This window comes from Streptomyces sp. NPDC104309 (assembly GCF_055584025.1).
Window position 1 is genome coordinate 107274 of the sequence record NZ_JBVJMV010000010.1, and the last position, 23518, is coordinate 130791.

At 66.8% G+C, this 23518-nt stretch carries 26 protein-coding genes and 6 pseudogenes; 15 read left to right on the forward strand and 17 right to left on the reverse strand.

Annotation, left to right across the window (positions count from 1 at the left end; translation table 11 throughout):
- Positions 1-159 precede the first annotated feature (159 nt).
- From ACZ68L_RS16900 to ACZ68L_RS16915, 4 genes and pseudogenes are all read left to right on the forward strand, one after another.
- The gene (locus ACZ68L_RS16900) at positions 160-1083 is read left to right on the forward strand and encodes a GNAT family N-acetyltransferase (protein ID WP_469577723.1); all 924 of its coding nucleotides are present in this window, start codon (positions 160-162) and stop codon (positions 1081-1083) included.
- Between the two features lie 121 nt (positions 1084-1204).
- Positions 1205-1360 (forward strand): annotated as a pseudogene (locus tag ACZ68L_RS16905) (site-specific integrase); the annotation flags it as partial.
- A gap of 43 nt (positions 1361-1403) precedes the next feature.
- A complete protein-coding gene (locus ACZ68L_RS16910; RefSeq protein ID WP_469577588.1) occupies positions 1404-1535 on the forward strand; it encodes a hypothetical protein in 132 nt (43 codons plus the stop codon).
- A gap of 176 nt (positions 1536-1711) precedes the next feature.
- On the forward strand, positions 1712-2020 hold the full coding sequence (locus ACZ68L_RS16915; RefSeq protein WP_469577590.1) for a hypothetical protein: 309 nt from the start codon (positions 1712-1714) through the stop codon (positions 2018-2020).
- A 37-nt stretch (positions 2021-2057) separates the two neighbouring features.
- Here the strand turns inward: ACZ68L_RS16915 and ACZ68L_RS16920 are convergent, their stop codons facing one another.
- On the reverse strand, positions 2058-2252 hold the full coding sequence (locus ACZ68L_RS16920; protein ID WP_469577591.1) for a hypothetical protein: 195 nt from the start codon (positions 2250-2252) through the stop codon (positions 2058-2060).
- 358 nt (positions 2253-2610) lie between these two features.
- On the opposite strand from ACZ68L_RS16920, the gene ACZ68L_RS16925 reads away from it, so the two are divergent.
- The 3 genes from ACZ68L_RS16925 to ACZ68L_RS16935 all read left to right on the forward strand — a co-directional run bounded on the left by ACZ68L_RS16925 (position 2611) and on the right by ACZ68L_RS16935 (position 4254).
- Positions 2611-3540, forward strand: a complete 930-nt coding sequence (locus ACZ68L_RS16925; protein WP_469577592.1) for an AraC-like ligand-binding domain-containing protein — start codon at positions 2611-2613, stop codon at positions 3538-3540.
- A gap of 139 nt (positions 3541-3679) precedes the next feature.
- Complete coding sequence (locus ACZ68L_RS16930) at positions 3680-4075, forward strand: hypothetical protein (RefSeq protein ID WP_469577593.1); 396 nt, start codon at positions 3680-3682, stop codon at positions 4073-4075.
- 11 nt (positions 4076-4086) lie between these two features.
- Positions 4087-4254 carry a hypothetical protein gene (locus ACZ68L_RS16935; protein WP_469577594.1) on the forward strand — a complete coding sequence of 56 codons (168 nt, stop codon included), beginning with the start codon at positions 4087-4089 and terminating at the stop codon, positions 4252-4254.
- Between the two features lie 7 nt (positions 4255-4261).
- Here the strand turns inward: ACZ68L_RS16935 and ACZ68L_RS16940 are convergent, their stop codons facing one another.
- A complete protein-coding gene (locus ACZ68L_RS16940; RefSeq protein ID WP_469577595.1) occupies positions 4262-4531 on the reverse strand; it encodes a hypothetical protein in 270 nt (89 codons plus the stop codon).
- A 279-nt stretch (positions 4532-4810) separates the two neighbouring features.
- On the opposite strand from ACZ68L_RS16940, the gene ACZ68L_RS16945 reads away from it, so the two are divergent.
- Positions 4811-5533 carry a hypothetical protein gene (locus ACZ68L_RS16945; protein ID WP_469577596.1) on the forward strand — a complete coding sequence of 241 codons (723 nt, stop codon included), beginning with the start codon at positions 4811-4813 and terminating at the stop codon, positions 5531-5533.
- A gap of 185 nt (positions 5534-5718) precedes the next feature.
- On the opposite strand, the gene ACZ68L_RS16950 is transcribed toward ACZ68L_RS16945, so the two are convergent.
- Positions 5719-6258 carry a MarR family winged helix-turn-helix transcriptional regulator gene (locus tag ACZ68L_RS16950; RefSeq protein WP_469577597.1) on the reverse strand — a complete coding sequence of 180 codons (540 nt, stop codon included), beginning with the start codon at positions 6256-6258 and terminating at the stop codon, positions 5719-5721.
- Positions 6259-6274: 16 nt separating this feature from the next.
- Between ACZ68L_RS16950 and ACZ68L_RS16955 the strand changes: the two genes are divergently transcribed.
- The gene (locus ACZ68L_RS16955; protein ID WP_469577598.1) at positions 6275-7531 is read left to right on the forward strand and encodes an FUSC family protein; all 1257 of its coding nucleotides are present in this window, start codon (positions 6275-6277) and stop codon (positions 7529-7531) included.
- Between the two features lie 57 nt (positions 7532-7588).
- Here ACZ68L_RS16955 and ACZ68L_RS16960 read toward each other — a convergent pair whose 3' ends face one another.
- Positions 7589-7873: an integrase core domain-containing protein gene (locus ACZ68L_RS16960; protein ID WP_469577599.1), complete on the reverse strand. Its 285-nt coding sequence runs from the start codon at positions 7871-7873 to the stop codon at positions 7589-7591.
- Between the two features lie 114 nt (positions 7874-7987).
- Here ACZ68L_RS16960 and ACZ68L_RS16965 point away from each other — a divergent pair.
- A pseudogene (locus ACZ68L_RS16965) lies at positions 7988-8548 on the forward strand (transposase domain-containing protein); the annotation flags it as partial.
- Between the two features lie 251 nt (positions 8549-8799).
- On the opposite strand, the gene ACZ68L_RS16970 reads toward ACZ68L_RS16965, so the two are convergent.
- The 12 genes and pseudogenes from ACZ68L_RS16970 to ACZ68L_RS17025 form a co-directional block, all read right to left on the reverse strand.
- Entirely contained in the window at positions 8800-9618 is an 819-nt protein-coding gene (locus ACZ68L_RS16970) for a fumarylacetoacetate hydrolase family protein (protein ID WP_469577600.1), read from the reverse strand.
- A gap of 121 nt (positions 9619-9739) precedes the next feature.
- Positions 9740-10966 (reverse strand): acyl-CoA dehydrogenase family protein, encoded by a 1227-nt coding sequence (locus ACZ68L_RS16975; protein ID WP_469577601.1) that lies wholly within the window; start codon positions 10964-10966, stop codon positions 9740-9742.
- Positions 10963-11559, reverse strand: a complete 597-nt coding sequence (locus ACZ68L_RS16980; RefSeq protein ID WP_469577602.1) for a flavin reductase family protein — start codon at positions 11557-11559, stop codon at positions 10963-10965. Before ACZ68L_RS16980 ends, ACZ68L_RS16975 begins: the two co-directional genes overlap by 4 nt.
- Positions 11560-11653: 94 nt before the next feature.
- Positions 11654-13033: a purine-cytosine permease family protein gene (locus ACZ68L_RS16985; protein ID WP_469577603.1), complete on the reverse strand. Its 1380-nt coding sequence runs from the start codon at positions 13031-13033 to the stop codon at positions 11654-11656.
- 152 nt (positions 13034-13185) lie between these two features.
- The gene (locus ACZ68L_RS16990; protein WP_469577604.1) at positions 13186-13587 is read right to left on the reverse strand and encodes a RidA family protein; all 402 of its coding nucleotides are present in this window, start codon (positions 13585-13587) and stop codon (positions 13186-13188) included.
- 11 nt (positions 13588-13598) lie between these two features.
- Positions 13599-15149 (reverse strand): aldehyde dehydrogenase family protein, encoded by a 1551-nt coding sequence (locus tag ACZ68L_RS16995; RefSeq protein ID WP_469577605.1) that lies wholly within the window; start codon positions 15147-15149, stop codon positions 13599-13601.
- A 56-nt stretch (positions 15150-15205) separates the two neighbouring features.
- A complete protein-coding gene (locus ACZ68L_RS17000; protein ID WP_469577606.1) occupies positions 15206-15628 on the reverse strand; it encodes a cupin domain-containing protein in 423 nt (140 codons plus the stop codon).
- Between the two features lie 3 nt (positions 15629-15631).
- Positions 15632-16372: an RraA family protein gene (locus tag ACZ68L_RS17005; RefSeq protein ID WP_469577607.1), complete on the reverse strand. Its 741-nt coding sequence runs from the start codon at positions 16370-16372 to the stop codon at positions 15632-15634.
- Positions 16369-17304 carry a VOC family protein gene (locus tag ACZ68L_RS17010; RefSeq protein ID WP_469577608.1) on the reverse strand — a complete coding sequence of 312 codons (936 nt, stop codon included), beginning with the start codon at positions 17302-17304 and terminating at the stop codon, positions 16369-16371. Before ACZ68L_RS17010 ends, ACZ68L_RS17005 begins: the two co-directional genes overlap by 4 nt.
- 94 nt (positions 17305-17398) lie before the next feature.
- On the reverse strand, positions 17399-18964 hold the full coding sequence (locus ACZ68L_RS17015; RefSeq protein ID WP_469577609.1) for a 4-hydroxyphenylacetate 3-hydroxylase N-terminal domain-containing protein: 1566 nt from the start codon (positions 18962-18964) through the stop codon (positions 17399-17401).
- A gap of 413 nt (positions 18965-19377) precedes the next feature.
- Positions 19378-20283, reverse strand: coding sequence for a LysR family transcriptional regulator (locus ACZ68L_RS17020; RefSeq protein ID WP_469577610.1), 906 nt, complete (start codon positions 20281-20283; stop codon positions 19378-19380).
- 388 nt (positions 20284-20671) lie between these two features.
- Positions 20672-20854, reverse strand: a pseudogene (locus ACZ68L_RS17025) (transposase); the annotation flags it as partial.
- Here ACZ68L_RS17025 and ACZ68L_RS17030 point away from each other — a divergent pair.
- Positions 20828-20944, forward strand: a pseudogene (locus ACZ68L_RS17030) (ATP-binding protein); the annotation flags it as partial. The pseudogenes ACZ68L_RS17025 and ACZ68L_RS17030 sit on opposite strands and share 27 nt — an antisense overlap.
- Before the next feature lie 142 nt (positions 20945-21086).
- Entirely contained in the window at positions 21087-21773 is a 687-nt protein-coding gene (locus tag ACZ68L_RS17035; RefSeq protein WP_469577611.1) for a hypothetical protein, read from the forward strand.
- Between the two features lie 52 nt (positions 21774-21825).
- Here ACZ68L_RS17035 and ACZ68L_RS17040 read toward each other — a convergent pair whose 3' ends face one another.
- On the reverse strand, positions 21826-22350 hold the full coding sequence (locus ACZ68L_RS17040) for a hypothetical protein (protein ID WP_469577612.1): 525 nt from the start codon (positions 22348-22350) through the stop codon (positions 21826-21828).
- A gap of 435 nt (positions 22351-22785) precedes the next feature.
- Here ACZ68L_RS17040 and ACZ68L_RS17045 point away from each other — a divergent pair.
- From ACZ68L_RS17045 to ACZ68L_RS17055, 3 genes and pseudogenes are all read left to right on the forward strand, one after another.
- Positions 22786-22881 (forward strand): annotated as a pseudogene (locus ACZ68L_RS17045) (hypothetical protein); the annotation flags it as partial.
- Positions 22882-22884: 3 nt separating this feature from the next.
- A complete protein-coding gene (locus tag ACZ68L_RS17050; RefSeq protein ID WP_469577613.1) occupies positions 22885-23106 on the forward strand; it encodes a transposase in 222 nt (73 codons plus the stop codon).
- A 97-nt stretch (positions 23107-23203) separates the two neighbouring features.
- Positions 23204-23478: pseudogene (locus ACZ68L_RS17055) on the forward strand (hypothetical protein); the annotation flags it as partial.
- Positions 23479-23518: the final 40 nt, after the last annotated feature.

The following is a 23518-nucleotide window of genomic DNA, read 5'->3' on the forward strand; positions in this document are numbered from 1 at the left end:
ACGAGAGTGAGGGGCTACGACAGCGAGAGGAGGGATAAGCCCATGATCGCCATGATCACCGCGCTTGTGTCCTCCCGGGGTGCGTACCACATCTGACCTCGGAGCGGACGGGCGCCTTCACCGGAGCGTGCTTTGACCGTGAAACAGAACGACCTGACCATGCGTCCGATCACCGGACGCGAAGAACTCGCCCTCTTCTCCCAACTGCCTTACACCCTCAACGGGGAACTGGCGGACGACCTTGCCGCCGGCCGCCGACATCCGGAATGGATGTGGGTCGCCCTCCGCGGCGAGCGGCTACTGGCCAGGGTCGCATGGTGGGGTCGGACCGGAGACGACACACCATTCCTTTTGGATATTTTCGACATCGATGACAACAGCGCGGATCGCGATCGCGTGGACATCGGCGTGCGGCTGCTGCGGGCTGCCACGGCCGCAGTGGTCCCAGCCGGCGCCCGTCCACCCGAGTACAACCGAACCGTCCCACCCGATTGGCGCGAGGGCGGTGTGAGCCGGCGCATCGTCGAGGACCGCATGCTCGCTCTGGAACGGACCGGCGCCCGGAAGTTCGTCGAACGGTTGCTTCTGGATTGGCGTCCCGGGACGCCACTCCCCGAGCCGAGGGGGCGCCTGGCGTTCCGGCCGGTCCGCGACACCGACGAAATCCTCGCCCTGATGACTCGGGTCCTGGACGCAACGCTGGACGCGCACAGCAGGGACGACCTGACCCGGATGTCCCCCCGCGAAGCGGCGGCCAGACACTATGGGAAGGAACTCGCGCACTTCCGAAGCCCGCAGGACTGGTGGCGGATCGCGACACTGTCGGACGGCGAGCCGGTGGGGTTCGTCACCCCGGCCCGCAACGACTACAACCCCGTCATCGGCTACCTCGCCGTACTCCCCGAACACCGGGGCAACGGCTACATCGACGAGATCCTTGCCGAAGGCACCCGGATCCTCAGCGCGCAGGATGTCCCCCGCATCCGGGCAGCCACGGATCTCGGCAACACCCCCATGGCGAATGCCTTCCAGCGCATCGGATACGTCAACTTCGCACGCCGGATCTGCATGATCTGGAGCTGACCGAGGGCGCGGGGCTCCCGCAACGGCGTCCCCGCCCACTCGCCCGCGATCGACACAGTGAACTGCATCACACCAGCGAGGCTGGAATGCAACACGCACTGCCTCCATCGTCGCGAACGCGGCGCCAGAACTCGTCTGCCCCTTCACGACACGACTCCGACTGCACACGGCCTCTGCGGACACAAGGCACACCGGTCTGACCCACCTCGGTGAGGCCGGGGCGAGCCTGTTGATGCTGATGGCGAAGTCCCGGCACAAGAAGCCGGAGAACATACGCCTTCGTCTCCTGGGCACCCGATATCGCGAAGATCAAGCAGGAGATGGCCTTCCCCAGCTCCAAGGACGCCCTCAGGAGGTCCCTCGTCGGCATCGCCATCGAGGTCCAGGCCACCGATTTCACTGAGGTGTCCTACGAGTCGGTCCTGGGCAAGGCGTCGCCCAGTGGTCACTGACCCCGCTCCGGCCGGCGGCGCCGCATCGTGGTCGCGGAACGGCGGCGGCCTGGCCGCAGCAGCCTGCCCCGGACAGCGCCCGGTGCACCCACCGCCGACGCAACCCAACGCCGCGCCGCGCCGCCGGCCGAGAAGACCACCCACCGCCGTCACACCGACGAAGGGGCCGCGCCGAGTTGACCGTGCTGTACCGCTACGGCCCCGACTGCGCCGCTCGGATCCATGAGGAACTCCTGGACCTGCGCGACGTATGTCACCCGAGGTCTGCGCGGAACGGGGACTCGGCCCACGCCTGCGCTTCTCCTGGCTCCTGGACCCCTGGACTCCTGGGCGGCCAGGCCCGGCTGGAACTGCTCATCGACCGCCACGCCGACAAGGCGGTGGCGTTCGCCCACGGAGCTCCGCTGGCGGCCACGACGTCGTGGTGGGACTACCTCGTGAAGCCGCTCGACGCCGCCTTCAGCTGTGGCAGGCGCAGCAAGTAGGCCCCCAGGGCAGGTCCTGTGCTGTTGCTGTCGCGGATCAGGCGTCGCGGAGCGCTCCGAGTCCGGCACGGGTCAGGGTGAAGGAAGGCACACGGTCCTTCCAGCCCTCTTCGGTGGCGTGGCGCAGGCCGGCAGGCGGCCGTTTGTCCGTCGAACCCGCCGCGGCGTGGGTGATGTCATCAAGCGGCACTACGCCGCGCTGCGCGAGCTGGTAACCGACGAAGAGGGCCAAGCGGAGGCCCTACCCGGGTTCACGGTCCGCAGGATGAACATGCGCAAGCTCGAGGTCTGGCAGGCGCTGACGGGCGGGTAGCGCAAGCGCCTGTCCTCACGCGTGGGCTGAAGCTGTCGGTGCAGTGACGAGTAGGTCCGGACGCTCGCCTCCACGGTTTCAGCAACGGGGTGCACAGCTTCGTGGCCTAAAAGCCAAACCAGACTGACCGACGAGCCGCTCGCTGCTTGGTATTCGGGCAGCTGAAGATGAGGATCTGTCATGTTCAGGCTCAGGGGGTGGGATGACGGGCACGTGGGCGGCAACCGTCTCGACTAACAGCGTCAGCGCGCGCGGCGGCTTCGAATGGTGGTCGTCAATGGTCGCCGAAGCGGTCATTCCCGTGTCGATCGCGTGCGAGCATGTCGACTCCTTCGCGGGAGAAGCGGCCTCGCTACGGCTGGCCCAGACCCAGGTGTCAGAATTCCGCTTCTCCCCGATGTCAGCCCGCCGCACCCCGATCCACATCCGACGGGCGGATCCCGAGTCCTACTTCCTCTTCCTGGTCCACGGCAGCCCGGTCGGGCTGGAGCAACGGCGCAATCACACCCTGCTCAGGGCCGGCGACATGGCCTTGTTCGACACCTCCCGCCCTCTGACCTGCGAATTCAAGGACAGCGGACGGCTCCCTCAGGTCACTCTGATCCAGTTGCCCAGAACCGCGATACCGCTTCCCCGTGATCGGACGGACGAACTGGTCGCAACCCTTCTCCCCGCCCGGACCGGGTCGGGAGCGCTCCTCACGTCCTATCTCGCCGGGCTGCGCGAGCAAGCTCCGCACTGCGACGAGGCGGAACTGCTCCGCCTGGGGAGCGTGGGATTCGACCTGGCCACCGCGTTTCTGGCCACGCGGCTCGAGGTCACATCAGGGCTTCCTGCAGACACCCGCCGCCAAGTCCTGCTAGCCCGCATCCACGCCTTCATCGACCGCAACCTCAGCAACCCCCAGCTCACACCAGCACACATCGCAGCGCACCACTACGTCTCCGTCCGCACCCTGCACCAACTGTTCCGCACGGAGGCCAGTACCGTCGCGGCCACAATCCGCCATCGGCGCCTGGAACGCTGCCAGGCCGACCTCGCCGACCCCCGGCAACGCAGCCAGCCGATCAGCGCGCTGGCCGCTCGGTGGGGCTTCCTGGTGCCGGCCGAATTCAGCAGGGCATTTCGGGCAGCCCATGGCATGACTCCCACGGAATTCCGCCACGAGGCCACACGGCAAGCGCAGACTGCGCCAGAACACAAGTAACGCTGCACTGATTCCCAAATGCCCCCGCTTCTTCCGTGTCACGGTGGGAACGCACGATTCAGACGTACATGTCATGCGCATGTCTGATCTGTGAATTGCGCGGTGTTCCCGCGTGAATTCCTGCTCCCATGGAGGGAAAATGAAACGCTATCTAGTACCAGCGGCCGGAATGCTGCTCGTCCTGGGCGGAGCTTCCGCCGCCGTAGCCGCGCCGTCGGGCGCCGCGCCCGTCGAGTCCGCCGCCTCGGCAACGACGGCGCAGCCGCGACAGACGCCTGACGGGCCGGTAGTGGTGACGCAGGGCAGGAACGGGGCCCCTTCGATCCGGCACGCGAACTACTGCAACAACTTCGTCAACTACGGTACGTCGTGGAGAGCGGACTGCAACGTCGACTACGGAAGATCCGGATCATGGACCCAGTGCTCGGACGGTACCGAAATCTGGGGCCCGTTGGTCGGCCCCGGCTACTGGGTCTTCAGAGGTGACTGCTCCGGCCACGGCAGCGTGCGGGACTGGGGGGTTTACGACGGTTAAATACCCCGCAAGTGCGCTCCTTCCATCTGGCCCTGGGCTGGGGCGCGTTCATCTACGCGGGGATGGTCACCCTGTACTTCCTCGCACGCACCCTGTGGTCCACCGAGCAACAGGCCGGCCGCGAGACCGGTGAGACCGTGCCCGATGAGGGAGCCGGTGGGGCAAAGGTCGGCGCCTGAACGCTGCTCAGTCCGCGGCCCGGCGTTCGTCGTCCAGGTGGGCCATGGCGTAGCCGTGCTCATCTGGATGGCGGGCCAGCCGGGCCATCACCCACGCGGTACGGGCCTCCATCCCCTCACCGAAACCGGCGGCCAGGCGCCGCGCCTGCCAGGTCGAGCGCGGGGCGAGCACCCACCGTACGAGCGGGAAACGGGCCCGGCAGCTGCCGGCTGTCGCCCGGCCCTCCCTGTCAGGGGCGTCCTCGGAAGGGGGATCGGAAGTGTTCGGGGCAGACACGACGACGACCTCACCCGCAGTGCCCTGAGCACCGTGGCGGCCGCCAACATGACCGCCGGCCAGGGCCCGGTCCGCGGCCGCCGGCCGTGCGGTCGCGGCCGCCCACCTCAAGGCCCACCTGCGCGCCGCCCCCGCCCCCAGCGCCGGGACGTCCTGCGCATGCAGGGCCGACGGCTGCCACACGCATCTGCGTGACGCCGGCCGGCATGCGCGGGCCGAACCCTGGCGGTGCGGCGGGCCGGTCGTCCTGGCCGTGGTCACCGACCGGGAAGGACGCTGGTGGCAGGCCGTGGAGTGCTGCTCGCGGTGCGCGGCCGCCACACCTGGGGCGAAGACCGCGGGCACCTCCCAGGCACCCGGGGCTCAGCCCGCCGACCACCCGGCCACGGGCGCGCCGCAGTTCTCCCACCGCCGCCCGGCCACGGCCGGCCCGACGGAGGTACCGGTCCCCCGCCCCGTGCCGGCGCGGCATCGCCCCCGGTACGGGAAGATCGCGCAACGGCTCATTTTTACGATCTGCGGCCCGCCGTCCCGCGGGACGAACTCGTCGAACTCGGTGATCTCTTCCGCGCCTACCAGGAACGCACCGAACCCGACCTGGCGTTGCTTGCCGACCTCCAGGAGCGTAAGGCGCGCGTCTTCACCACTTGGGCCGATGCCACCGGGAATACGGGCCTGCGGCCGGACGCCCAGCGCGCCGAGCAGGCCACTGCCGCCGCCCGTCTCCATCACCAGCAGCGCACCGGCCGCGGCGCGGACTCCGAGGGGCTGGCGGTGACCCGCCCGCTGACCGCGCGGACGCAGTGGGAACACGCACAGTCCGTCCTTGCCCACGCCGCCGACCACAGCCCGCTGCCGGGCCCGGAGGCACGGCTACTGGTGGTGGTGTTGACTCTGCGGGCCGAGCACACCGGCACCGGCAACGTCGTCGGGCAGGACGCCACCGCGCTGGGCCTGACCGATCCGGAGGAACTGGTCGAGAAGCTGACCGGCTGCGGCTGACTGGCACTGCCTGGCACCGCCAGTAACCATCAGGCACAAGATCAGCGGACACCCTACAGATCCTGCCGACACAACACTCAACTGCCAAGCCTCACGGCACATTTCATTGAGAAACGATCAGTTATAACCCAACATGGCAAAGTGGTACCAGCGGAACCTGTCACAGGCACCTCGGGGTGTGTGCGTCAGGTGCGCCTGCGTCCAGAGGCAGGCTTGTTCAGCGCTCGTTCGGTCAACCGGCGGTCGAGATCCTCGAGCACCTCGACGATGCAGCGGATGCGGTCGGCTTCGGCGTCCGGTTGGAGACCGGCGAGCAGTTCCTCGACACTCCGCCGTCGACGGAGCTCCTCGATGCGCGACGCCGTCGCTTCGGTCAGGCGCACGAGCGTGCGCCTTCCCTCCGCCGGGTCGCGTCGGGTGTCCAGGCGGCCTATCTCGCGCAGGGCGGCGATGGCGGTGGACACATAGCCCTGGCTGAATCCCGTACGGGCCGCGATCTCGCCGATCGATGTGTCGGGATGCTCCCGGATGTCCGACTGGATGGCGCGCTGGGCGCGGTTCAGCTTCGAAGGGGCACCCTCCCGCATCGCCTCACTCGCGAGGTCTTCCAGATGCCGGCCAAGACGGTGCAGTTCGCCAAGATTCACTCCGCCAGTGTATATTGAAATCAATGTATTGTTATCGATGTGTTTTCGGAGGGGAGCCTGGGGCGAGATGGGGAACACGCTGCGGACCGGGAACGTGCGACTTCGTCATCGCCGCCCTGCGCTCACCATCTGGCGGCTGCGTCTGGCCACATCGACCGCGACCGGACGGAGGCTCGCCGCCGGAGTGGTGAGCTGGCGCAAGGTCGAGATGGACGCTGTACGCCTGCTCACCTCGGGCCTCGGCCTGACGCTCCCGCTCGCCCTGTCTGTGGCCGTAGACCGGCTCGACCTGGGCATGGCTGCAGGGCTCGGCGCCTTCCTGGTCAGCGGCAGCGGCCATCAAGGCAGCGTACGACAGCGCGCACGGGACCTCCTCAACACCCTGGTCGTGGGCGTGGGCGCGATCGCCATCGGCATGGAATCCACGGCCCACCACCTCGTGCCATCCCTCGTCATCGTGGCGCTCGCTGTCATCGCTGCCCTGCTCGGCGGCATCCGGCGAAGCGCGGCCAAGGTCGCGGTCCAGGCCATCGTATTCACGATTCTCGGCGCGAACCTTGCCGCTGTCCCTCTGCCCACCGCCGAGAAGACTGAGTACTTCGCCCTGGGGGCGGTCGGAGCCGGTGCGGTGACGCTGATCGGCTACGCGCTCTCCATGCACCTGACGGCGGGTGCCCGCAAGGCTCCCCATGACACCCGCCCGAGGACCACTTCGCAGCAAGGGCCCGCGTCAGCCCACCCCACGTCCTCACTCCGCGCTGATGTAGGCCGCTGGCGCGCGGGCCTGCGCCATCTGGCCGGCTGGCAATACGCCATCCGTCTCAGCGCGTGCATGGCCGCCGCCGAGATCGTCGCGCACCTGCGGCCCGGTCCGCACTCGACGTGGCTCGCACTCACCGTCGCTCTCGTCGTTCAGCGCGACCATGGCGCCGCCCTGCTGCGCACCTGCGAGCGGGGACTGGGCACCGTACTCGGCGTCTTTGTCTCCATATTGCTCCTGGGCGCCCTTCCCGTCTGGGTAACGGTGGCTGTCGTCGGCGTGATCGGTGCGACGCGCCCGTACCTCAAACTGGCCAACTACACCGTGTACGCCGTGATCATGACCCCGCTCGTTGTCCTCCTCACCGGGCTCGGCACGCAGCCCCCACCGACCCTGCTGCGCGAACGCCTCATCGACACGCTCATCGCATGTGGCATCTCGCTCGTCATCGGCTCCGCTGCTGGCAGACTCCTGACCGCACCTGCGGAACCGGCCGGTTCCACGGCCTCTCGCGACGCTGATCCCGCCGCCGCAGCCCCCGGCAGCGGACAGGCACAGCAGGCGACGCCCGTGCCTTCCCCTGCCCCTTGACGAGGGCGAGCGGCCGGCACCTCACCCCACCAAGGCCCGGAAGACGAACTCGAATCCCTACACGCAATCGAGTCCCCACCGAACCCGGAACGGCCGGGGGTTCGGTAGAGATCTCAGATGGTGGTCGTGACCTGAGGTTTCGTGAGTTCCGTGTAGTAGTTGGCTTCGTACCCCGACGGGCGGGATGTGCCCTATCTCACCGTGCAGCCGTCGGTGGTTGTACCCGTCGACCCACTCGGCGGTAGCCAGCTCGACCCGGGCGCGGGTCGTCCAGGGCCGCCGGGGATTGATCAACTCGGTCCTGTACAGGCAATGCCGCGGAGTTAAGCCGTCCCGCCTCACGTGAAGTTGATCAGCTTCCGGTCCAAGGCGACCACGAAGAACGGGACCTCTGCTGGGACCTCTGCTACAGAGGTGAAGCCGACCAAGGTCTTCACTACTCGAACGGAGGTCCCGTTGCCCGACCAGTCTGCCACCACGACGGTGACGCACGGCATCACCGTCGCCTCGGGCATCTTCGCGCCCGGACATCTGGGGGAGCTCACACAGCTTTTTCCCTTCGAGCTGATCGACGACGTGCTGGAGCACACCAGGGCGGTGCAGCGCAGGTTGCGTCTCATCCCCTCCCGCGTGGGGGTGTACTTCGTCCTGGCGATGTGCCTCTTCCCGGAAGCCGGATACCTGCGTGTCTGGAGCAACTTGATTGCCGGGGTGCGGACCCTGGCCTCGAAGGTCCCCTCGGAGAAGGCACTGCGCGAGGTACGCCGCCGTCTGGGGACGGCTCCGTTCCAGGAGTTGTTCGAGACGGTGGCCGGCCCGCTCGGCCGCCCTTCGATGCCCGGTGTGAGCTACCGGCGATGGCGCACGGTCGTCTTCGACGGATGCAGCTCGCTGCAGGCTCCCGACACCTTCCGGGTCCGTGAGGTGCTGGGAAAGACCCGCCTCCACCGAGGCGTGGAGGAATACCCGCACGTCCCGTTGATGGCTCTGTGTGAGACCGGCACCCGCGGTCTGCTTCAACCCCTCTCAGTACACAGCAGAGCGGCCTCGGACCGCGGCTTCGTGGGGTTCCGAGGCCGCTCCTCACGCCGCCACCGGCGGGAGATCGCCAGAAGTACCCCACGGGTGACACGCCGCACACGCTGCCGACGACGGACGCGCTGCAGGCCGCCGGCCGGCGGTGACACCGGGTGCCGGCGGCCTGAGCCGACACGTGCCAAGAGGACATGAAGTGGCTCGGCCGTGGGCGTGGACGTGCAACACGGCCTTCAGACGATCGGCGTGGACACGGCGCCGATTCCGTCGATCGTCACCTCGACCACGTCTCCGGCCGTCAGGTACACCCGCGGCATGCGGGCCCTTCCCACTCCTCCAGGGGTGCCGGTGAGGATCAGGTCTCCGGGGCGGAGCGGCAGGATGGTGGATATGTACGCGACCAGGTGAGCAGGGGTGAACAGCAGGTCCGCGACGCCGTGTTCCTGGACGGAGGTTCCGTTGACCGTGGTGCGCAGGACCGCGGTTGCGGCATCGAATGCGTCGGACGTGACCAAGACCGGGCCCACCGGGGTGGAACGTGCCCAGATCTTGCCCTGCAGCCATTCCGTCGAACGGTACTGCCATCCCCGCATCGAGATGTCGTTGGCGACCGTGAAACCGGCGATGTACTCACCCGCTTCCTCCTCGCTCACCCTGTACGCCGTCCGTCCGATGACGACGACGAGCTCGCCCTCCCAGTCCATCTCCGGATCCTCCGCCACGGCCGCCACGGGGTCGGTCGGGCCGGTCAGGGTGTCGGCGAACTTCGCGAAGAGAGTGGGGTACGACGGAAGGTCCCTGCCCATCTCCTGGATGTGGCTCGTGTAATTGAGCCCGGTGCACAGCACCTTCGACGGGTTCGGTACGACCGCATCCAACTCGACCTCGTCCATGCGGTGCCGGCTGCCGGTGGCGTTCCTCGCGATCTCTCGCCAGTTCTCGTTCATCAGCAGGGAACCGACGTCGGCGTGGCCGGGTATCTCGGTGAACACTTCACCGTCCAGGCGGCTCGCGATCGTCCCGCTGTGGGTGCGTACGGTTGCCAGTTTCATGTCTCTCTTCTCTTGCTGTCCCGCCCTCGCTCGCGGGTGCCATGCTCCGCGGCAGGTCTCGCGTTCTCCTCGACGGAGCCGGCGGTCGCGTGGCAGGCGTTGTTCCGCGGCTGGATGCGGATCACTGCTTCAGGCCGACGGATCCGACGTCGTCAGACGTCGGTGGCGCCTGCTCGGGGACGACCAAGTCGAAGAATCCCCAGTGCGACCCGACGGGCAGCGTGCCCGACAGCATCCGGCCACACTGCTGCGTCACGATGTGCGAGGAGCCCCGGTGCTGGCTTCCGGCGTGGCTGTCGCGGAAGAAGCGCTGCAGCACACCGTCCCGCATGACCTGCGCACCCGCGAAACGGTGCACGAGCTGACTGATCTCCAGCGCGGTCCGGCCGGCGAGGCTGCAGACGAGCCGGGACATCGTCTCCTGCTCGTCGTTCAGTTGTGCCCTCGTGGCGAGGGTCGACTCGTTGTCACGCCAGGTCTCGCGCAGCAGCGCCATCGTGCCCCGGACGTGCGAGAAGTGTCGTGCGAACTCCGCGAAGAACTCGTCACTGGTGACCGGGGACCCCTCCGCGGGGTTCTTGCGCCGGGTCAGCTCTCGCAACTCGTCGAGCATGCGCCGTCCGACGCCCTGCGACCAGGCAGCCTGATGCAGGCCGGCCAGCAGAGCAGGACTCGACCAGTTCACGGAACGGCCTCGTCGGGCGTTCTCCGGGCCGATGCCGAACACGTACGGGTCCTCGACCAGCACGTCTTCGGCCCGATAGTCGAGACTCGCGGTCGCGCGCAGCCCGAGCATGTCCCAGTTGTCGCTGATCCGCATGGCCGCCCGCGGCACGAGGCAGACCAGTCGCTCCCCGGTCCCCTCGACCGTCGCCGCGAGATTGAGGTGCGTAGCCATGGACACGCCGGGTGCGAACTGCCAGACGCCACTGACCCGGTAGCCGCCGTCAACTCGTACGGCCCGGCCGGTGAACGAGGTCGACTGCCCCGCCACCAGCGGGTACCCGCCATCGGCGAAGAGTTCGGCCACCGCCTCGTCGCCCAGGTAGGTGGCCGCGGTCGCCGTCTCGCTCGTGAGGGCGCGCACGAGCCATCCCAGCGAGGCGTCGGCGTGGGACAGCTTTTCCACCACGTGCAGGATCTGCAGGGGGGATGCCTCCATGCCGCCGAGTTCGGCGGGCACCATCAGTTTGAAGATCCCGCTGTCGCGGAGTGCGTCCTGCACGACCGGCGTCGGACGGCGCAGCCGCTCGCTGTCCGCGGCCTCGCTCTGCAGGAGCGGGTAGATCTCGTCCAGTTCCTCCAGCAGCCCGGAGATCTCTTCGTTCACCCGTGTGTGGATCGTCACGGTCGACTCCTCTCGGACCGCGCACCGTCCGTGGCGTGGTCGTCGGCGTCCTGGGCCAGGGCGCTCCATTGGCCGCGGTAGAAGAGCAGGGGCCGGGTGTCGTCCTGCTGGCCGTAGGACATCACCCGCCCGAGCACCAGGGCGTGGTCCCCGCCGTCGTATCCCGCCCACGGCGTGCACTGGAAGTACGCCAGCGAACCGTTGATCCGCGGCGCCGTGTCGTCCCCGACCCATTCGATGGGGTGGGACTGCGGCTTGCCGGCGAAGTGGAGCGCGGTGTCGAGCTGGTTGTCCCCGAGAACGTTGACCGCGAAGGGGCGTTCGAGCAGGTAGGTCAATGCGCGCGAGGTGCGTTGCATGGAGACCAGTACCAGAGGCGGATCCAGGGACACCGAGGTGAAGGAGTTCACGGTGACGCCGTAGTAGCTGTCGTCGGCCTGGTAGGTGAGGACGACGACGCCGGTGGCGAAGTTGCCGAGCGTGTTGCGAAGTTGACGGGGATCGGCGAGCGATGGGATCGCGGCGCTTGACGCGAGGGTCTTGGCGTCAGCGGCTTTCTCATAGATCTCGGAGTCCCACATGATGTCGGTCATCCTGAACCTCCTGGATGAATCGTGGGGTCGGCCCGCGAATGAGGGCCGGGGGCGGCCCGGCAGCCGCGGCATGGGACGCGGCTGCCGGCCCGGGTCAGTGGGCTTCTTCGACGGCTTCCTCGCCTGCGACGAAGGAGGTGCCCGTGCCTTCGGGCATCCAGTTCCGCAGCAGCGGGTAGAGGGCGAGGGCCACGACGAACGACACGAGGAAGCCGAGGGCGAAGACATCGGTGGCCATCAGGGTCATCCCGACGGCGCCGGACAGGACCAGCGTGATGACTCCGGCCCAGTTCCACTTCTCCACCCGGTGGGTACGGCTGTCGTACCGTGCCCGTCGCACCAGGTAGTAGTCGGCGATCATCACGCCGCACATGCCGAGGGTCATGGCGCCCAGGTACGCCAGGTAGGTGCTGAACTGCTCCAGGATTCCGGCGGCGATCATCACCAGGGCGATGATGTTTCCGACGATCACCATCGCCGCCCTGCCCGGCTTCCTGCCAGTGAGGGAGTTCACCAGGTTGACCAGTGAGAGCGATCCGGAGTAGGCGTTGATGGCCTGGGCCTTGGCCTGGGCCGCGTAGATGGTGATGAAGCCCATCCAGGCGGCGAATATGACGAAGAAGGCTCCCGTGTTCTGCATGACGAACGCGTTGCCCGCGGCAGCCGCCGCTTCCGGGCTCATGCCCGCGTTGTGGGCCAGGAGGTAGTCGATGACGTCGGGCATGCCGCCGATCACGACGAGTGATCCCAGGATGGTCATGACGATGTTCTGGGTGATCGGGCCGGCCGCGGCCAGAATCGTGACGTCACGGCGCGTACGGCAGTAGCGGGCGAAGTCCGTCGTGACCAGAGCGATGGTTCCGGCCGTCGCGCCCATGACGGATATCGCGGCTTCGAATCGCGGCCAGAGACCTCCGGGGACGACGCCCCCGTAGGTGAACACGTCCATCGGGTTGGCGCCCTGGATCACGTAGATCTGAACAATCATGTAGATCGTGACGAGTAGCGTGACGGCCGTCAGAACGCCGGACGCGCGCAACGCGAGCTTGAGGCCGAAGATGGCGAGCGCGATCCACAGCAGCGTCATGAGGCCGTAGATGAGGATGCGCATCGCCCATGAGTCGGGCAGGTCCAGCATCAACAGCGTGCCTTGGTAGAGCAGGGCGGCCTCCATGGCCAGGAAGCCGAGGATCATGAACGCGAAGATGACCGAGCCGATCGACGAGCCCATGAACCCGAATCCGAAGAACCGGGAGGTGATAGTGCTGGACATGCCGGTTTCGAAGGCCATCCGCCCGAGGGCTTTGCCGAGGAAGACGGCAAAGCCCGCGACGAGGACACCGACGATCAGGCCCACCGTGAAACCGGCGAGCACGACGGTGAAACCCGCGATGGCGAAGACGACGAGCGCGGTGGCGACGCTGATCGGACTGAGGGCGAGCTGGTACCCGCTCCTTCTTTCCGACCTGGGCACGCTGACCAGGGAATGGTCTTCTGCCGCGGTCGCCAGCGTTGAATCGGTGGAGCTGAGATTTCTTGTGTGTGAAGACACAGTTCCTACCCATCGGAGAAATAGCACCGCGGCGGCGTTCCACATGGGGACGCTTCTGGTGTCGCCGCGACCGGTTAGTCCGTGCTGCAGCCCGCTACGGCAATGGCCTCGATTTCGAGCAGGATCTCGGGCTTGGCGAGGGCGGCGACCTGGACCAGGGAGCAGGCCGGGAAGTTGCCGGAGAAGAACTCCTGACGGGCCTTCCACACCGCGGTGTTGTCGCTCATGTTCGTGACGAAGATCGTCATCTTGACGATGTCGTCCATGGTCGCGCCCGCCGCCTCGGCCAGGTCCTTGATCTTCTGGAAGACGACCTTGGCTTGCTCGTAGGCGGTTTCGCCGAGGAGGGTCTCCCCGTCCTGACCGCGCGCGGTCATTCCGGAGATCAAGATCAGGTCGTCGATGCGGAGGCAGTTCGACCAGGTCTTGTCCGCCGGCTCTCGCACGGCGTCGGAGGAGAAACGTTCCTTCTTCATGGTTGTAATCCTCAGAGGTCGATCCGGCTGTCCCATGCGGAAGTCCCGCCCCAGTTCACGCATACGCTCTGGCGGCGCATGAATCCCTTCCACGCGTCCGAACCGGCCGTACGGCCACCGCCGGTCTCCTTCTCGCCGCCGAAGGCGGCGCCGACGTCGGCGCCCGTGGTGCCCATGTTGATGCGCACGATGCCGCAGTCGCTGCCGCGAGCCGACAAGAAGGTCTCGATGTTGGTCAGGTTCGTGCTGTGCATGCCCGAGGCGAGCCCCTGGGCCACGCCGTTGTGGATCTCGATGGCCTCGTCGAGATCGGTGTAGGTCAGCACGGAGACGATGGGTACGAAGGTCTCCGACTGGGCGATCTCGAAGTGCGGTTCGACACCCGTGACGATGGCCGGCTCGACGTACAGACCCGGGCGCTCGAACGCCTTGCCGCCGTGCACCACAGTGGCTCCGTCGCGCTCGGCGCCGGCGAGGACGTTCTTGTAGTCCTCCACCGCCTGCTCGTCGATCAAGGGGCCGACAACCGTCTCCTTCTCCCGCGGATCGCCGATGGTGATCTGGTCGAAGGCCTTCTTCATCAGCGCGACCAGCTCGTCGGCGATGCTCGCGTGGGCGATGATGCGGCGGGTGCTCGTGCATCGCTGGCCGGTCGTACCGACCACGCCAAAGGTCAGCGCCTTCGCGGCGAGTGCGAGGTCCGCGGTCTCGTCGACGATGCAGCCGTTGTTGCCCGAGCATTCCAGCTGGTACCGGCGGCCGAGCGTCGATCCGACGATGTCGGCGACCTTCCGTCCCACCGTCGTGGAACCCGTGAACGAGACCATGGCGACACGGGTGTCGGAGATCAGCTTCTCGGCGACCGCGTTGTCATCGGGAATGAACAGGGAGAAGACGCCCTCGCACCCCATCTCCGCCGCCGCCTTGTTGACCAGTTTCTGCACCGCGATGGCGGTCAGCGGCACCTTTGGGCTCGGCTTCCAGATCACCGTGTTGCCGGCGATCGCGGAGAGGAACCCGTTCTGCGCCCAGACGGCGGCCGGGAAGTTGTACGCGCTGATGAGCCCGACGACACCCAGCGGCAGCCACTGGTCGTACATGCGGTGTTCCGCGCGTTGGGACTGCTGGGTGAAGCCGTACATCATGCGCGCCTGGCCGGCGGCCAGCGTCGACATGTCAATCGCTTCGCGAAGTTCGCCCTTGGCCTCCATCGTCGACTTGCCGGTGTCCAGCGAGACGACGGCGGCCAGACCGTCAATGTTCTCCTCGATCAACTGGCCGATCCGGCGCACGAATTCGCCTCGCCGCGGCGCCGGTACCATCCGCCACTTCTTCTGCGCCTCGACGGCGGCGGCCACGATCAGCTCGTAGTCCTGTCCGTCCGAGGCCGCGACACGGCCCACGAGCTCACCGTCAGCAGGGCACAGTGCCTCGATGACCGGCCTGCCCTCGACGGCTCCCCAGCCGAGAGAGTCCGCATAGGTACCGGAATGCACCTGGTCCAGGCCGAATTCAGCCAGCACCTTGTCGGTGTCAAACAGAGTCTTGGTGGTCTCGGTCATCATCACTCCCCATCAGCGTCACGGGTTCGGCAGGAATGCGGAAACGAGTCGGTGCGTCATTCCTTCGCAAGGAAGTCCCCGATGGTCTCGTCGGTGTGGTATTCGGGCTTCTCGTAGTAGTGCGGGCCGTCGTAGATTTCGACCAGCACGCTGCGCTCGTGCGCCAGGGTCGGACCGTGGGGGTGGTCCTTCGGGTTCATGTAGAACGAGCCGGGGCGCAGCCGGAGACCGGAGTCGGTGTACTCGTAGTCACCCGCAAGGCAGTACATGAACTGGTTCGAGGCGTGCGTGTGCTTGGTCGGGATGGTGCCGCCCTTCTCGTACTCCAGAAGGGCGATGCTGGCTCCGGTGTCGGGGTTCTTGAAGAGGAAGTACTGGCGGAACCCGTAGTCCGGGTAGTCGATCCAGTTCTCCTCCTTGAGATCAGCGGCATGGATCAGCACTTCGAGCGACTGCATGGTTGCGGGGTTGATGTCCACTGTTCACTCCAAACCCGGGCGGCCCGCGGCCACCCATGTGTCGTATTCCTGGCGGCTCTTCGATGTGCCGGGAAAGAGGCCGAAGAGGCTCCGTCCGCGCTGGATTTCGAGGGCCGCGAACTCCTCGTACGCTGCGGCGTCGGCGGCTTCCGCGGCGACTTCCGCGACCAGGTCACGGGGAATGACCGCGACGCCGTCGCTGTCGCCCAGCAGCACATCGCCCGGGTAGACCGCCACTCCGCCGCAGCCGACGGGTTCGTCCAGCGCGACCGGATGCAGGGCGATGGGGGTCGCCTTCGGTGCGTTGTCCCGCTGGTAGCACGGCAGGCCGGTCTCCCGTATGGCCGCGGAGTCCCGGTAGCCGCCGTCGGTGACCACGCCTGACACACCGCGGTGCTTCAGCCGCGCCGCCATCATGTCGCCCATGGACGCCGCGGCCGTGGAACCGAACGCGTCGATCACGAGCACCGCGCCGGGCGGGCACTCCTCGATCGCACGCCGGTGCAGGTTGTCGCTGCTCGCGTAGTTGGTGAGGGTGTCGAGATCCTCACGTGCGGGGATGAACCGCAGGGTGTAGGCCGGGCCCACCAGCGGCTGCTGCCCGGCTGCCAGCGGCCGGACGCCGGACATGATCACGTTCCGCAGCCCACGTCGCAGCAGCATGTTGGCGACGGTGGCCGATCCCGCCCGCACCAGCTGTTCACGGACCGGCTCGGCGCGGTCCGCGCGCGCTCGGCCGGTCACTGGAAGAACTCCAGGGGCGGACGGTTCCCCCACTGCGTGGTGTCGGCGGCGGTCCCGTTGAACCTGGTCGGCCGGTGGCCGGCGTCCACCGTGTCGCCGTCGGTGTAGTGCTCGACGCGGAAGCCGAACGGGTCCTTCCAGTAGTCGAAGATCTGGCTGCCCAGCAGATGGCGGCCGACTCCGACGTCGAGGGTGTAGCCCTCCTGGAGGAGGTGGTCGTGGGACGACATCACCGCGTCCATGTCGGTTACCTCGAACGCGCTGTGGTGGACTCCTACCCAGTCCGACTGCAGGACGAGCATGAAGTGGTGGTCCACGAGCTGCTCGCCCAGGTCCAGCCGGACGAAGGTGCCGACGATGGGACCCTGTTCGCCCGGCGGGACGAAGTAGTCGGAGGGCAGGAAGTTGAAGCGCTCGTTCAGCCAGGCCATGGACTCGTCGTGGTTCTTCACGTGGAGTACGAAGTGGCCCAGGCGCGCGATGGTGCACGGCGCGACGGACACGCGGACGGTGGCGTTCACCCGGTTCTTGTCGCGGATGTTGTTCATCGCGAAGGGCTCCCGATCCACGATCGGCTCGGCCTTCTCGCGGCCCCAGACCGCCCGGATCTCGATGCCGTCAGGCATGGTCATCGAGACCTCGTGACCACCACCGGGCTCCGTGGACGCGTCGATCGGGGAGGACCCGGGCTTGGCGGCGAGCTCGACGAGGTCTTCGAAGGCGGCGACCTCGATCGAGGCACCGACGAAGCGCCGCTTGTCGGCCTTGCGGGTCACATGGATGTGGTGCTGAGTGCCCGTTCCCCGCATGTACAGGGTCTGGTCGTCGCTGCCCTCGACCTTCGTCATGCCGAAGGCGGTCAGGAACTTCTCCATCACCTTGAGGTCTGGTGCCTCGTAGGTCACTTGGGCAGCGTCTACTGCCGTAGCCACGGGTCCTCCTGTGGTGGGTGAGAGTGCGGCGGCCGGTTCGGTCCGTCGCCGCCGAATGGGTCGGAGCTCCCTCTGCCGGGAGCCGCGTGGACGGTCAGCCCTTGAGGATGCTGACGTCGTCGGGACCGATGAGGTCCGGCACGGTCCAGCCGTCCAGGTCGTATTCGTCCATGGCGCTCTGCGCGAAGTCCTTGCAGTAGTCGAGGAGACCGCTGCCGCGTGCGCCGAACAGGTTGGTCTGACGCGTCACGTCGTTGCTGCCGATGTAGTTGATCTCGTACAGCTCGTGGCGGGCCCCGAACTCCGTGCCGATGGAATCCCAGAGCATCTTCATGACCTTGACGCGTTCCTCGGCGTCGATGCCGCCCGTACCGCGCAGGTAGGTGTCCAGGTAGCCGCGGATCTCGGGGGTCTTGAAGTCCTTGGCATGGGAGTTGAGGTAGATCAGGCCACTGGCCACGACCTGCTCGATGATGTTCTTGATCTTCGGCATGGCCAGCTGGTTCATCACGCGGTAGGCGCCGGCGAACTGCGGGTCGGGCTGGATCATGCCGCCCTTCCACGGCACCGCGCTCTTCGCCATCGCGTCCGACAGCGCCCAGAACGTGTTGCGCCAGGCGATGACCTCGCCGAGCTGGGACATGACGCCGTGGAACTGGCCCGCCCCGGTGACGTCGAGCGCGCGGGACAGCATGCCGACCAGGAAATCCATCTTGACGGCGAACCGGGTGCACCCGTGCAGGGACGCGCGTTCCAGATAGCCCGAGTGGATGTTGTACTTGTTGGCCTGCTCGAGGTCGTTGTAGATGAACGCGTTCTCCCAGGGGATGAACACGTCGTCCAGCACCAGGATCGCATCGTTCTCGTCGAGACGACTCGACAACGGGTAGTCGAACGGGCTGCCCAGTACGGCCGCGCGGTATTCGTTGGACGTACGGCAGAGCAGCTTCACACCGGGGGCGTTCGTGGGCATTATGAACACGGGCGAGTAGGCCGGGTCCTGAATGGCGACCTGACCCACGTGGCCGACAAAGGTGTAGTGCGTCAGCGCCGATCCCGTGGCGACCACCTTGGCGCCCTTGACGTAGAAACCGGCGTCGGTCTCCCGGGTGACCCGGATGAACACGTCCTTGCCCGCGTCCGCGCCGAGCCCGCGGTCGACCGGGGGGTTCATGATGGCGTGGTTGATGTACCACGTCTTCTCCTGGGCCTTGCGGTACCAGTTGCGCGCGTTGTCCTCGAAGCCCCGGTAGAACTCCGCATTGGCGCCTAGGGTACCGAGGAAGCAGCCCTTGTAGTCGGGGGAACGGCCCATCCAGCCCCAGGTGATCCTCTGCCACTCGGCGATGGCGTCCCGGGAGGCCACCTGCTCGTCGACGCTCTTCGGCGCCTGGTAGAAGCGGTGGGTGAAACCTCCCCACTCCGTGGGCGCGGTGAGGACGTCCTTGCGCGCCGGATCGTGAAGGGCGTCGTACATACGAGCGATCATGCGGGCCGAGTTACGGAAAGCGGGATGCTCGGCGATGTTCTCCACCCGCTCCCCGTAGATCCAGACCTCGCGGCCATCATTGAGGCTTTCGAGGTACTCCTCTCCGATAAAGGGGACATGTTCACGACCGGCAGGGTTATGTGCCGGCTGATTCGCGTTTCCTGACTTCATGAACCGAAAACCTTTCTTGTCACCCACGGAACGGGTCAAGTCACCGGTTCAGGCAATACGCGATCAGCGATCCATCAAGACGGATTCCCCTCACCGACCCGAAGCTGCCTGCGGCGTTGAATTGCCGGGAAGACTTACACGGCCGGTAGCCGGGGGCAATAGGAGCCGACGAGCCCCGATCGGCCGGGCCGCATCGGTCGACGACCTGCCCCTCGACCGGAACTCAATCCAGAAACCACCTCTGAACAGCCAGTTCATGCCCAGCGAGGGCGCGGCAGAGAGGTCAGAACATGCGCAAAAGTGATGCACGTCACACGATATTCATCTCGATTTACGAGACGTGCGATTACTTTTTCCCTCCCGTTCCATACGCGGCACAATAGAGGGGGGCATAGTTTCTTGTATGGATCCGCTCACGATCCGATCGCACGTCGATGCTCAGCCACAGTGCGAGTCGCTTGCAGCCAGCGCTCCATCAGTGGATTGATCTCACGCTCCCGCCTCCACAGGAGCGTCGCCTGCATGGGGCCGAGCCACCGCGGAGGATCAAGGAGCGCCACCGAATCGTTCTTACCCGCGATGCGCTCGGTCACGGGAGCCACGCCTAGTCCCGCAGCGACGAAGGCAAGTGCGGTCTGCGGCGTGGAAACTTCGAGGACTTCGAAGGAGTCGTCATCCGACAGGGCCTTCTCGACGGCTTCGGGCATGCCCGCGAATGCCGGAATTCGATACGGCAGGATCCAACGCCCCCATCCTTTACCGCCAGGGTGTTGTTCTCTCGCCCGATATCGTGGAACGGCAAGCTTGATGTCGATTCCCATGACGGGATACCAATCGCAGAAGTCAGCGATGAATCCAGCGAATTCGCTGGGACCGAAAGGGATACAGCCCATGTCCAGCTCGCCGACCCGAATCCCTTGAATGATGACGTCGGGGGTGACATCGGTCAGGCTTACGCGTGCACCTGGGGCCTGTTCGAGGAACTCGGCCAGAACGTCGGCGATGATTTCGTTGATGACCATGGGTTCCACACCGATGCGCAGATCTCCGACCGCGCCCTCGCCCATCAGTTTCAGTGTCTCGACAGTGCGATTACGGTCGGCTACCAGGCGCCCACCCTTGGACAGTAGGTAGAATCCGGCCTGGGTGGGATGAACACCTTTTGCCGTCCGCTCAAGAAGACGCACCCCGAGTTCCCCCTCCAACTTCGCGATGGCGTGGCTCACCGGCGGCTGCGTCATGTTGAGATTCTTGGCAGCCTGCGAAACCGAACCGGCCTCGACGACGGCCCTGAAGTACTCGATCTGACGAAAGTCCATGCTCCCTGCCTTTCACGGCTCCTGCAGAAATTCTGACAAGCAGGCAGATTAAGGGCTGTCCCGTAATCCCTGGCGGGCGCGCGACGTCAGCTACGGCACCTCGCCGCGTTGTCGGAACATCCGCATACATCCAGTATGCGGACGTCCCTCCGCCTTGCGATGCACCGCATCTGACGCCGCGCGCTGATCCACCACGGATCACGGGACAGCCCTTAGCCTCGATCGTTCATGAGTCCTCGTCGGTGTGCTGATGGGGACTCTGTGTTGGCGAGGTGGGGTCTTTTCGGGGTTGGGGCACGCTGGCGACCCGGTTGTCGCGTCGTATGGGCGCCAGGTTCCACGTTCCCGGTGTGGTGGTGCGGGTCGTCGGGGCGGTTGCAGTGGCTGGTCAGCCGGGGCTCGGCAGGACCTGGAACTGGTCGATGGCCCGGGTGACCTCATTGGTCCAGGGCCATCGGGTGGTGAAACGGAGCCAGCGGCGACGGCCGGTGGTGACGAGCTGGGCGGCGGCGGAGAACAGCCGCAGGCGGAGCTTCTTGGGTTCCCAGCGGCGGGTGACGCCGCCGAAGGCTTCTACCGCCTGGTGGCTGCCGCCTACGAAAGGAGGGCGCTGGCCGTGAGCAGCAACCTCCATCCGTCCGGATTCGACGAGATCATGCCAACAGGCCGAGCGCTGGACCCGCGTCCTGCGCGACGGCGGCCCCCGCAGCCTCCCGCGACGGGAAGGTACGGTCTGGCTCTGCCTCAACCGGGTCCGTCCGGCCCCGCTGGATTGGTCGAACCGCTACGACCGCCTGCGGGAGGTGACCCGCGACGGTGTCCTCACCTACATCAAGACACTCCACGGCCACCAGCGCCACGACCAACTCATCGCCCTGCACTCGCTGTTCACCTGGGCGAAGCGGAACGGACTGATCTTCCGCAACCCCACCATTCGGATCAAGGTCGGGCACTACGAGTACGCCGTGCTGCAACCGCTCTTCCCCGAGCAGGTCGACCGCTCCGTCGCGGCGGCCACCACCCCGGCGACGCGGCTCATCCTCGCCTTCCCAGCGGTCCACGCCGCCCGGGTCGCCCAGATCGCCAACCTCATGCTCGTCGACGTCGACGTCGACCTCGGCAACCGGCGGCTGACCATCGCCGGGCGTGTCCGCCCACTCGACGATCTCACCCGGAAGCTGCTGCCGGACTGGCTGGAGCACCGGCGCCGCCGGTGGCCGAACACCGCGAACCTCCACCTACTGATCACCAACCAGACCGCCACGAAGACCAGCCGCGCCGGCAACCACTGGATCAGCGCCGCGATGCGCGGGCAGGACGCGACGCTGGAACGGCTCCGCGTCGACCGGCAACTCGAAGAGGCCCTGACCCACGGGCCCGACCCGCTCCACCTCGTCGAGGTGTTCGGGCTCGACGAGAAGACCGCGATGCGCTACGCGGACTCCGCACGGGCGCTGCTGCACCAGGCCGCTGAACAGCCACTTCAGTGAAGTCTGCTTGACCGGTCCACGCCTTTGCTGAGGATGAGCACGCCAGGCAGAGTCAGCATCCGGGGCCGATCGGCGGAGACGATGTCAGGGCGAGGGCAGCGTTCCGCAGCTGGGCCGCCCACGTCTGCTGGTCAAGCCCCAACGTGTACTCGATACAGCAATCGCATTGCGGGATCAGCGCCACGAACGATTGCTCCGCCACGGTCTCGACCTCCGTCTCCCGCCAGTCGTCCGTCGCCAGGTCAGCGGGAGTGATTTCTCCATCGATGAGTCCCGCCGCCATCCGACGCAGAGCGTGGCGCCGTGCCAGGCCCCGATCCGGCAACCCGATTCCTGACTCGGCAAGTGCTTGCTCGAACGCGTCGCGAATATCGCGGGCATCCGCGCTGCGAGGCCAACCGGCGAGCTCGCACAATGTCGGGGTGTCCAGTCCGGCTGCGAGCGCCTCAGCAGCGATCATCGGCAGATCCTCCGGGCGTATCTCATCCGCCTGATAACGGCACGCCACCTCACCCAGAGATGTGAGCCCACTCTGCGTAGAGGTTTCCGGTTCCGGTGTCGTTCCTTCTGCTCTCATGACTCCTACGGTGTCAGCACCGTTGCCAGGGAAGGCACCCAGGGGCGGGCCCACTCGGCACCCACCCCGCGTGTTCGCCTGAACCCGGGGCCGAACCCACGAGAACACGACCGTCCATCCTCGGGTTCCCGCGAAAAGTCCTTCAGTTTCCGCGAACTCGCGGGCCTCACGGGGGTTGAGGAACATCCACGTCAGCTTGACTCTGTGGGGATCTTGGAGTTTCCCGGTGCGGCGGCGTGATCAACGGGCATGCTCGGGGCTGTTTCAAAGACCGATGTAGTCACCGAGGTGTCCGTCGTCCCTGCGTTCCCGTTCCGGTGAGCAAGTCCCTTCCCTGACCGCGCAGATCGCGCGGGCGAGCAACCCGGACGGCACAACGAGGACTACGCCGACTGGTACCTGCGCGACGGACGCCCCGGCCTCTCACCAGCCCAGCTGGCCACCGTCTGTGTTCTGCGGTTCCTGCTCGATCTCTCGGACCGGCAGGCCGCCGAAGCGGTCCGCTGCCGCATCGACTTCACATACGCGCCGGCCATGGAGCTGGACGACCCCGGCTTCCACCGCAGTGTGCTGGGCGACTTCCGTGAGCGTCTCACCCGCGACGGCCGCGCCGACCGTCTCCTCGACCTCGCGCTCGGGCGCCTGAAGGAGGCCGGACTCGTACGCGAGCGCACCACCCAGCGCACCGACTCCACCCACGTCCTGGCCGCGGTACGCGACCTGCCCCGGCTGGAACCCCCAGCACCACCTCATTGACGGCGGGGAGATGACTGGCCGCCGTCGGGGAGATCTCGCAGGCCGCCAGTGGGGACAACACCTGCCCGCCTACGGGGACTTCAAGGCCATTGACACCCTCTGGTGTTTCTTCGCCAACGTCAGCGAGGGCATGTCCGGGCGGCTGCGGCCCGGCAACGCCGGAGCCAACACCACCGCCGATCACATCGCGGTGCTGGACGACGGTCTCGCGCAGATCCCCGACGCCCACCGGCACGGCACCGACAGTGCCGGATCGGGGGCTCCGCCCAGTTTCCGGAGGTCCGCCACCGCGGACACGCCACCGCAGAGGACCACATCAGGTGCGGCAAGACCACCGGCTTCGGCCGATTCCCCTCCCGCCACTTCCCGATCTGCGGGTTTGTCGAGTCCCCCGCCCGATTACGGCCTGGCA

Bases quoted from the DNA above. Each gene is read 5' to 3' on its own strand.
- ACZ68L_RS17050 (WP_469577613.1), top strand. From the start codon at position 22,885: ATGGAGCTGGACGACCCCGGCTTCCACCGCAGTGTGCTGGGCGACTTC.
- ACZ68L_RS16990 (WP_469577604.1), bottom strand. From the start codon at position 13,587: ATGAAGAAGGAACGTTTCTCCTCCGACGCCGTGCGAGAGCCGGCGGAC.
- ACZ68L_RS16900 (WP_469577723.1), top strand. From the start codon at position 160: ATGCGTCCGATCACCGGACGCGAAGAACTCGCCCTCTTCTCCCAACTG.
- ACZ68L_RS17015 (WP_469577609.1), bottom strand. From the start codon at position 18,964: ATGAAGTCAGGAAACGCGAATCAGCCGGCACATAACCCTGCCGGTCGT.
- ACZ68L_RS16930 (WP_469577593.1), top strand. From the start codon at position 3,680: ATGAAACGCTATCTAGTACCAGCGGCCGGAATGCTGCTCGTCCTGGGC.
- ACZ68L_RS16970 (WP_469577600.1), bottom strand. From the start codon at position 9,618: ATGAAACTGGCAACCGTACGCACCCACAGCGGGACGATCGCGAGCCGC.
- ACZ68L_RS16925 (WP_469577592.1), top strand. From the start codon at position 2,611: ATGGTCGCCGAAGCGGTCATTCCCGTGTCGATCGCGTGCGAGCATGTC.
- ACZ68L_RS16910 (WP_469577588.1), top strand. From the start codon at position 1,404: ATGGCCTTCCCCAGCTCCAAGGACGCCCTCAGGAGGTCCCTCGTCGGC.
- ACZ68L_RS16995 (WP_469577605.1), bottom strand. From the start codon at position 15,149: ATGACCGAGACCACCAAGACTCTGTTTGACACCGACAAGGTGCTGGCT.
- ACZ68L_RS17020 (WP_469577610.1), bottom strand. From the start codon at position 20,283: ATGGACTTTCGTCAGATCGAGTACTTCAGGGCCGTCGTCGAGGCCGGT.
- ACZ68L_RS17040 (WP_469577612.1), bottom strand. From the start codon at position 22,350: ATGAGAGCAGAAGGAACGACACCGGAACCGGAAACCTCTACGCAGAGT.
- ACZ68L_RS16980 (WP_469577602.1), bottom strand. From the start codon at position 11,559: ATGACCGACATCATGTGGGACTCCGAGATCTATGAGAAAGCCGCTGAC.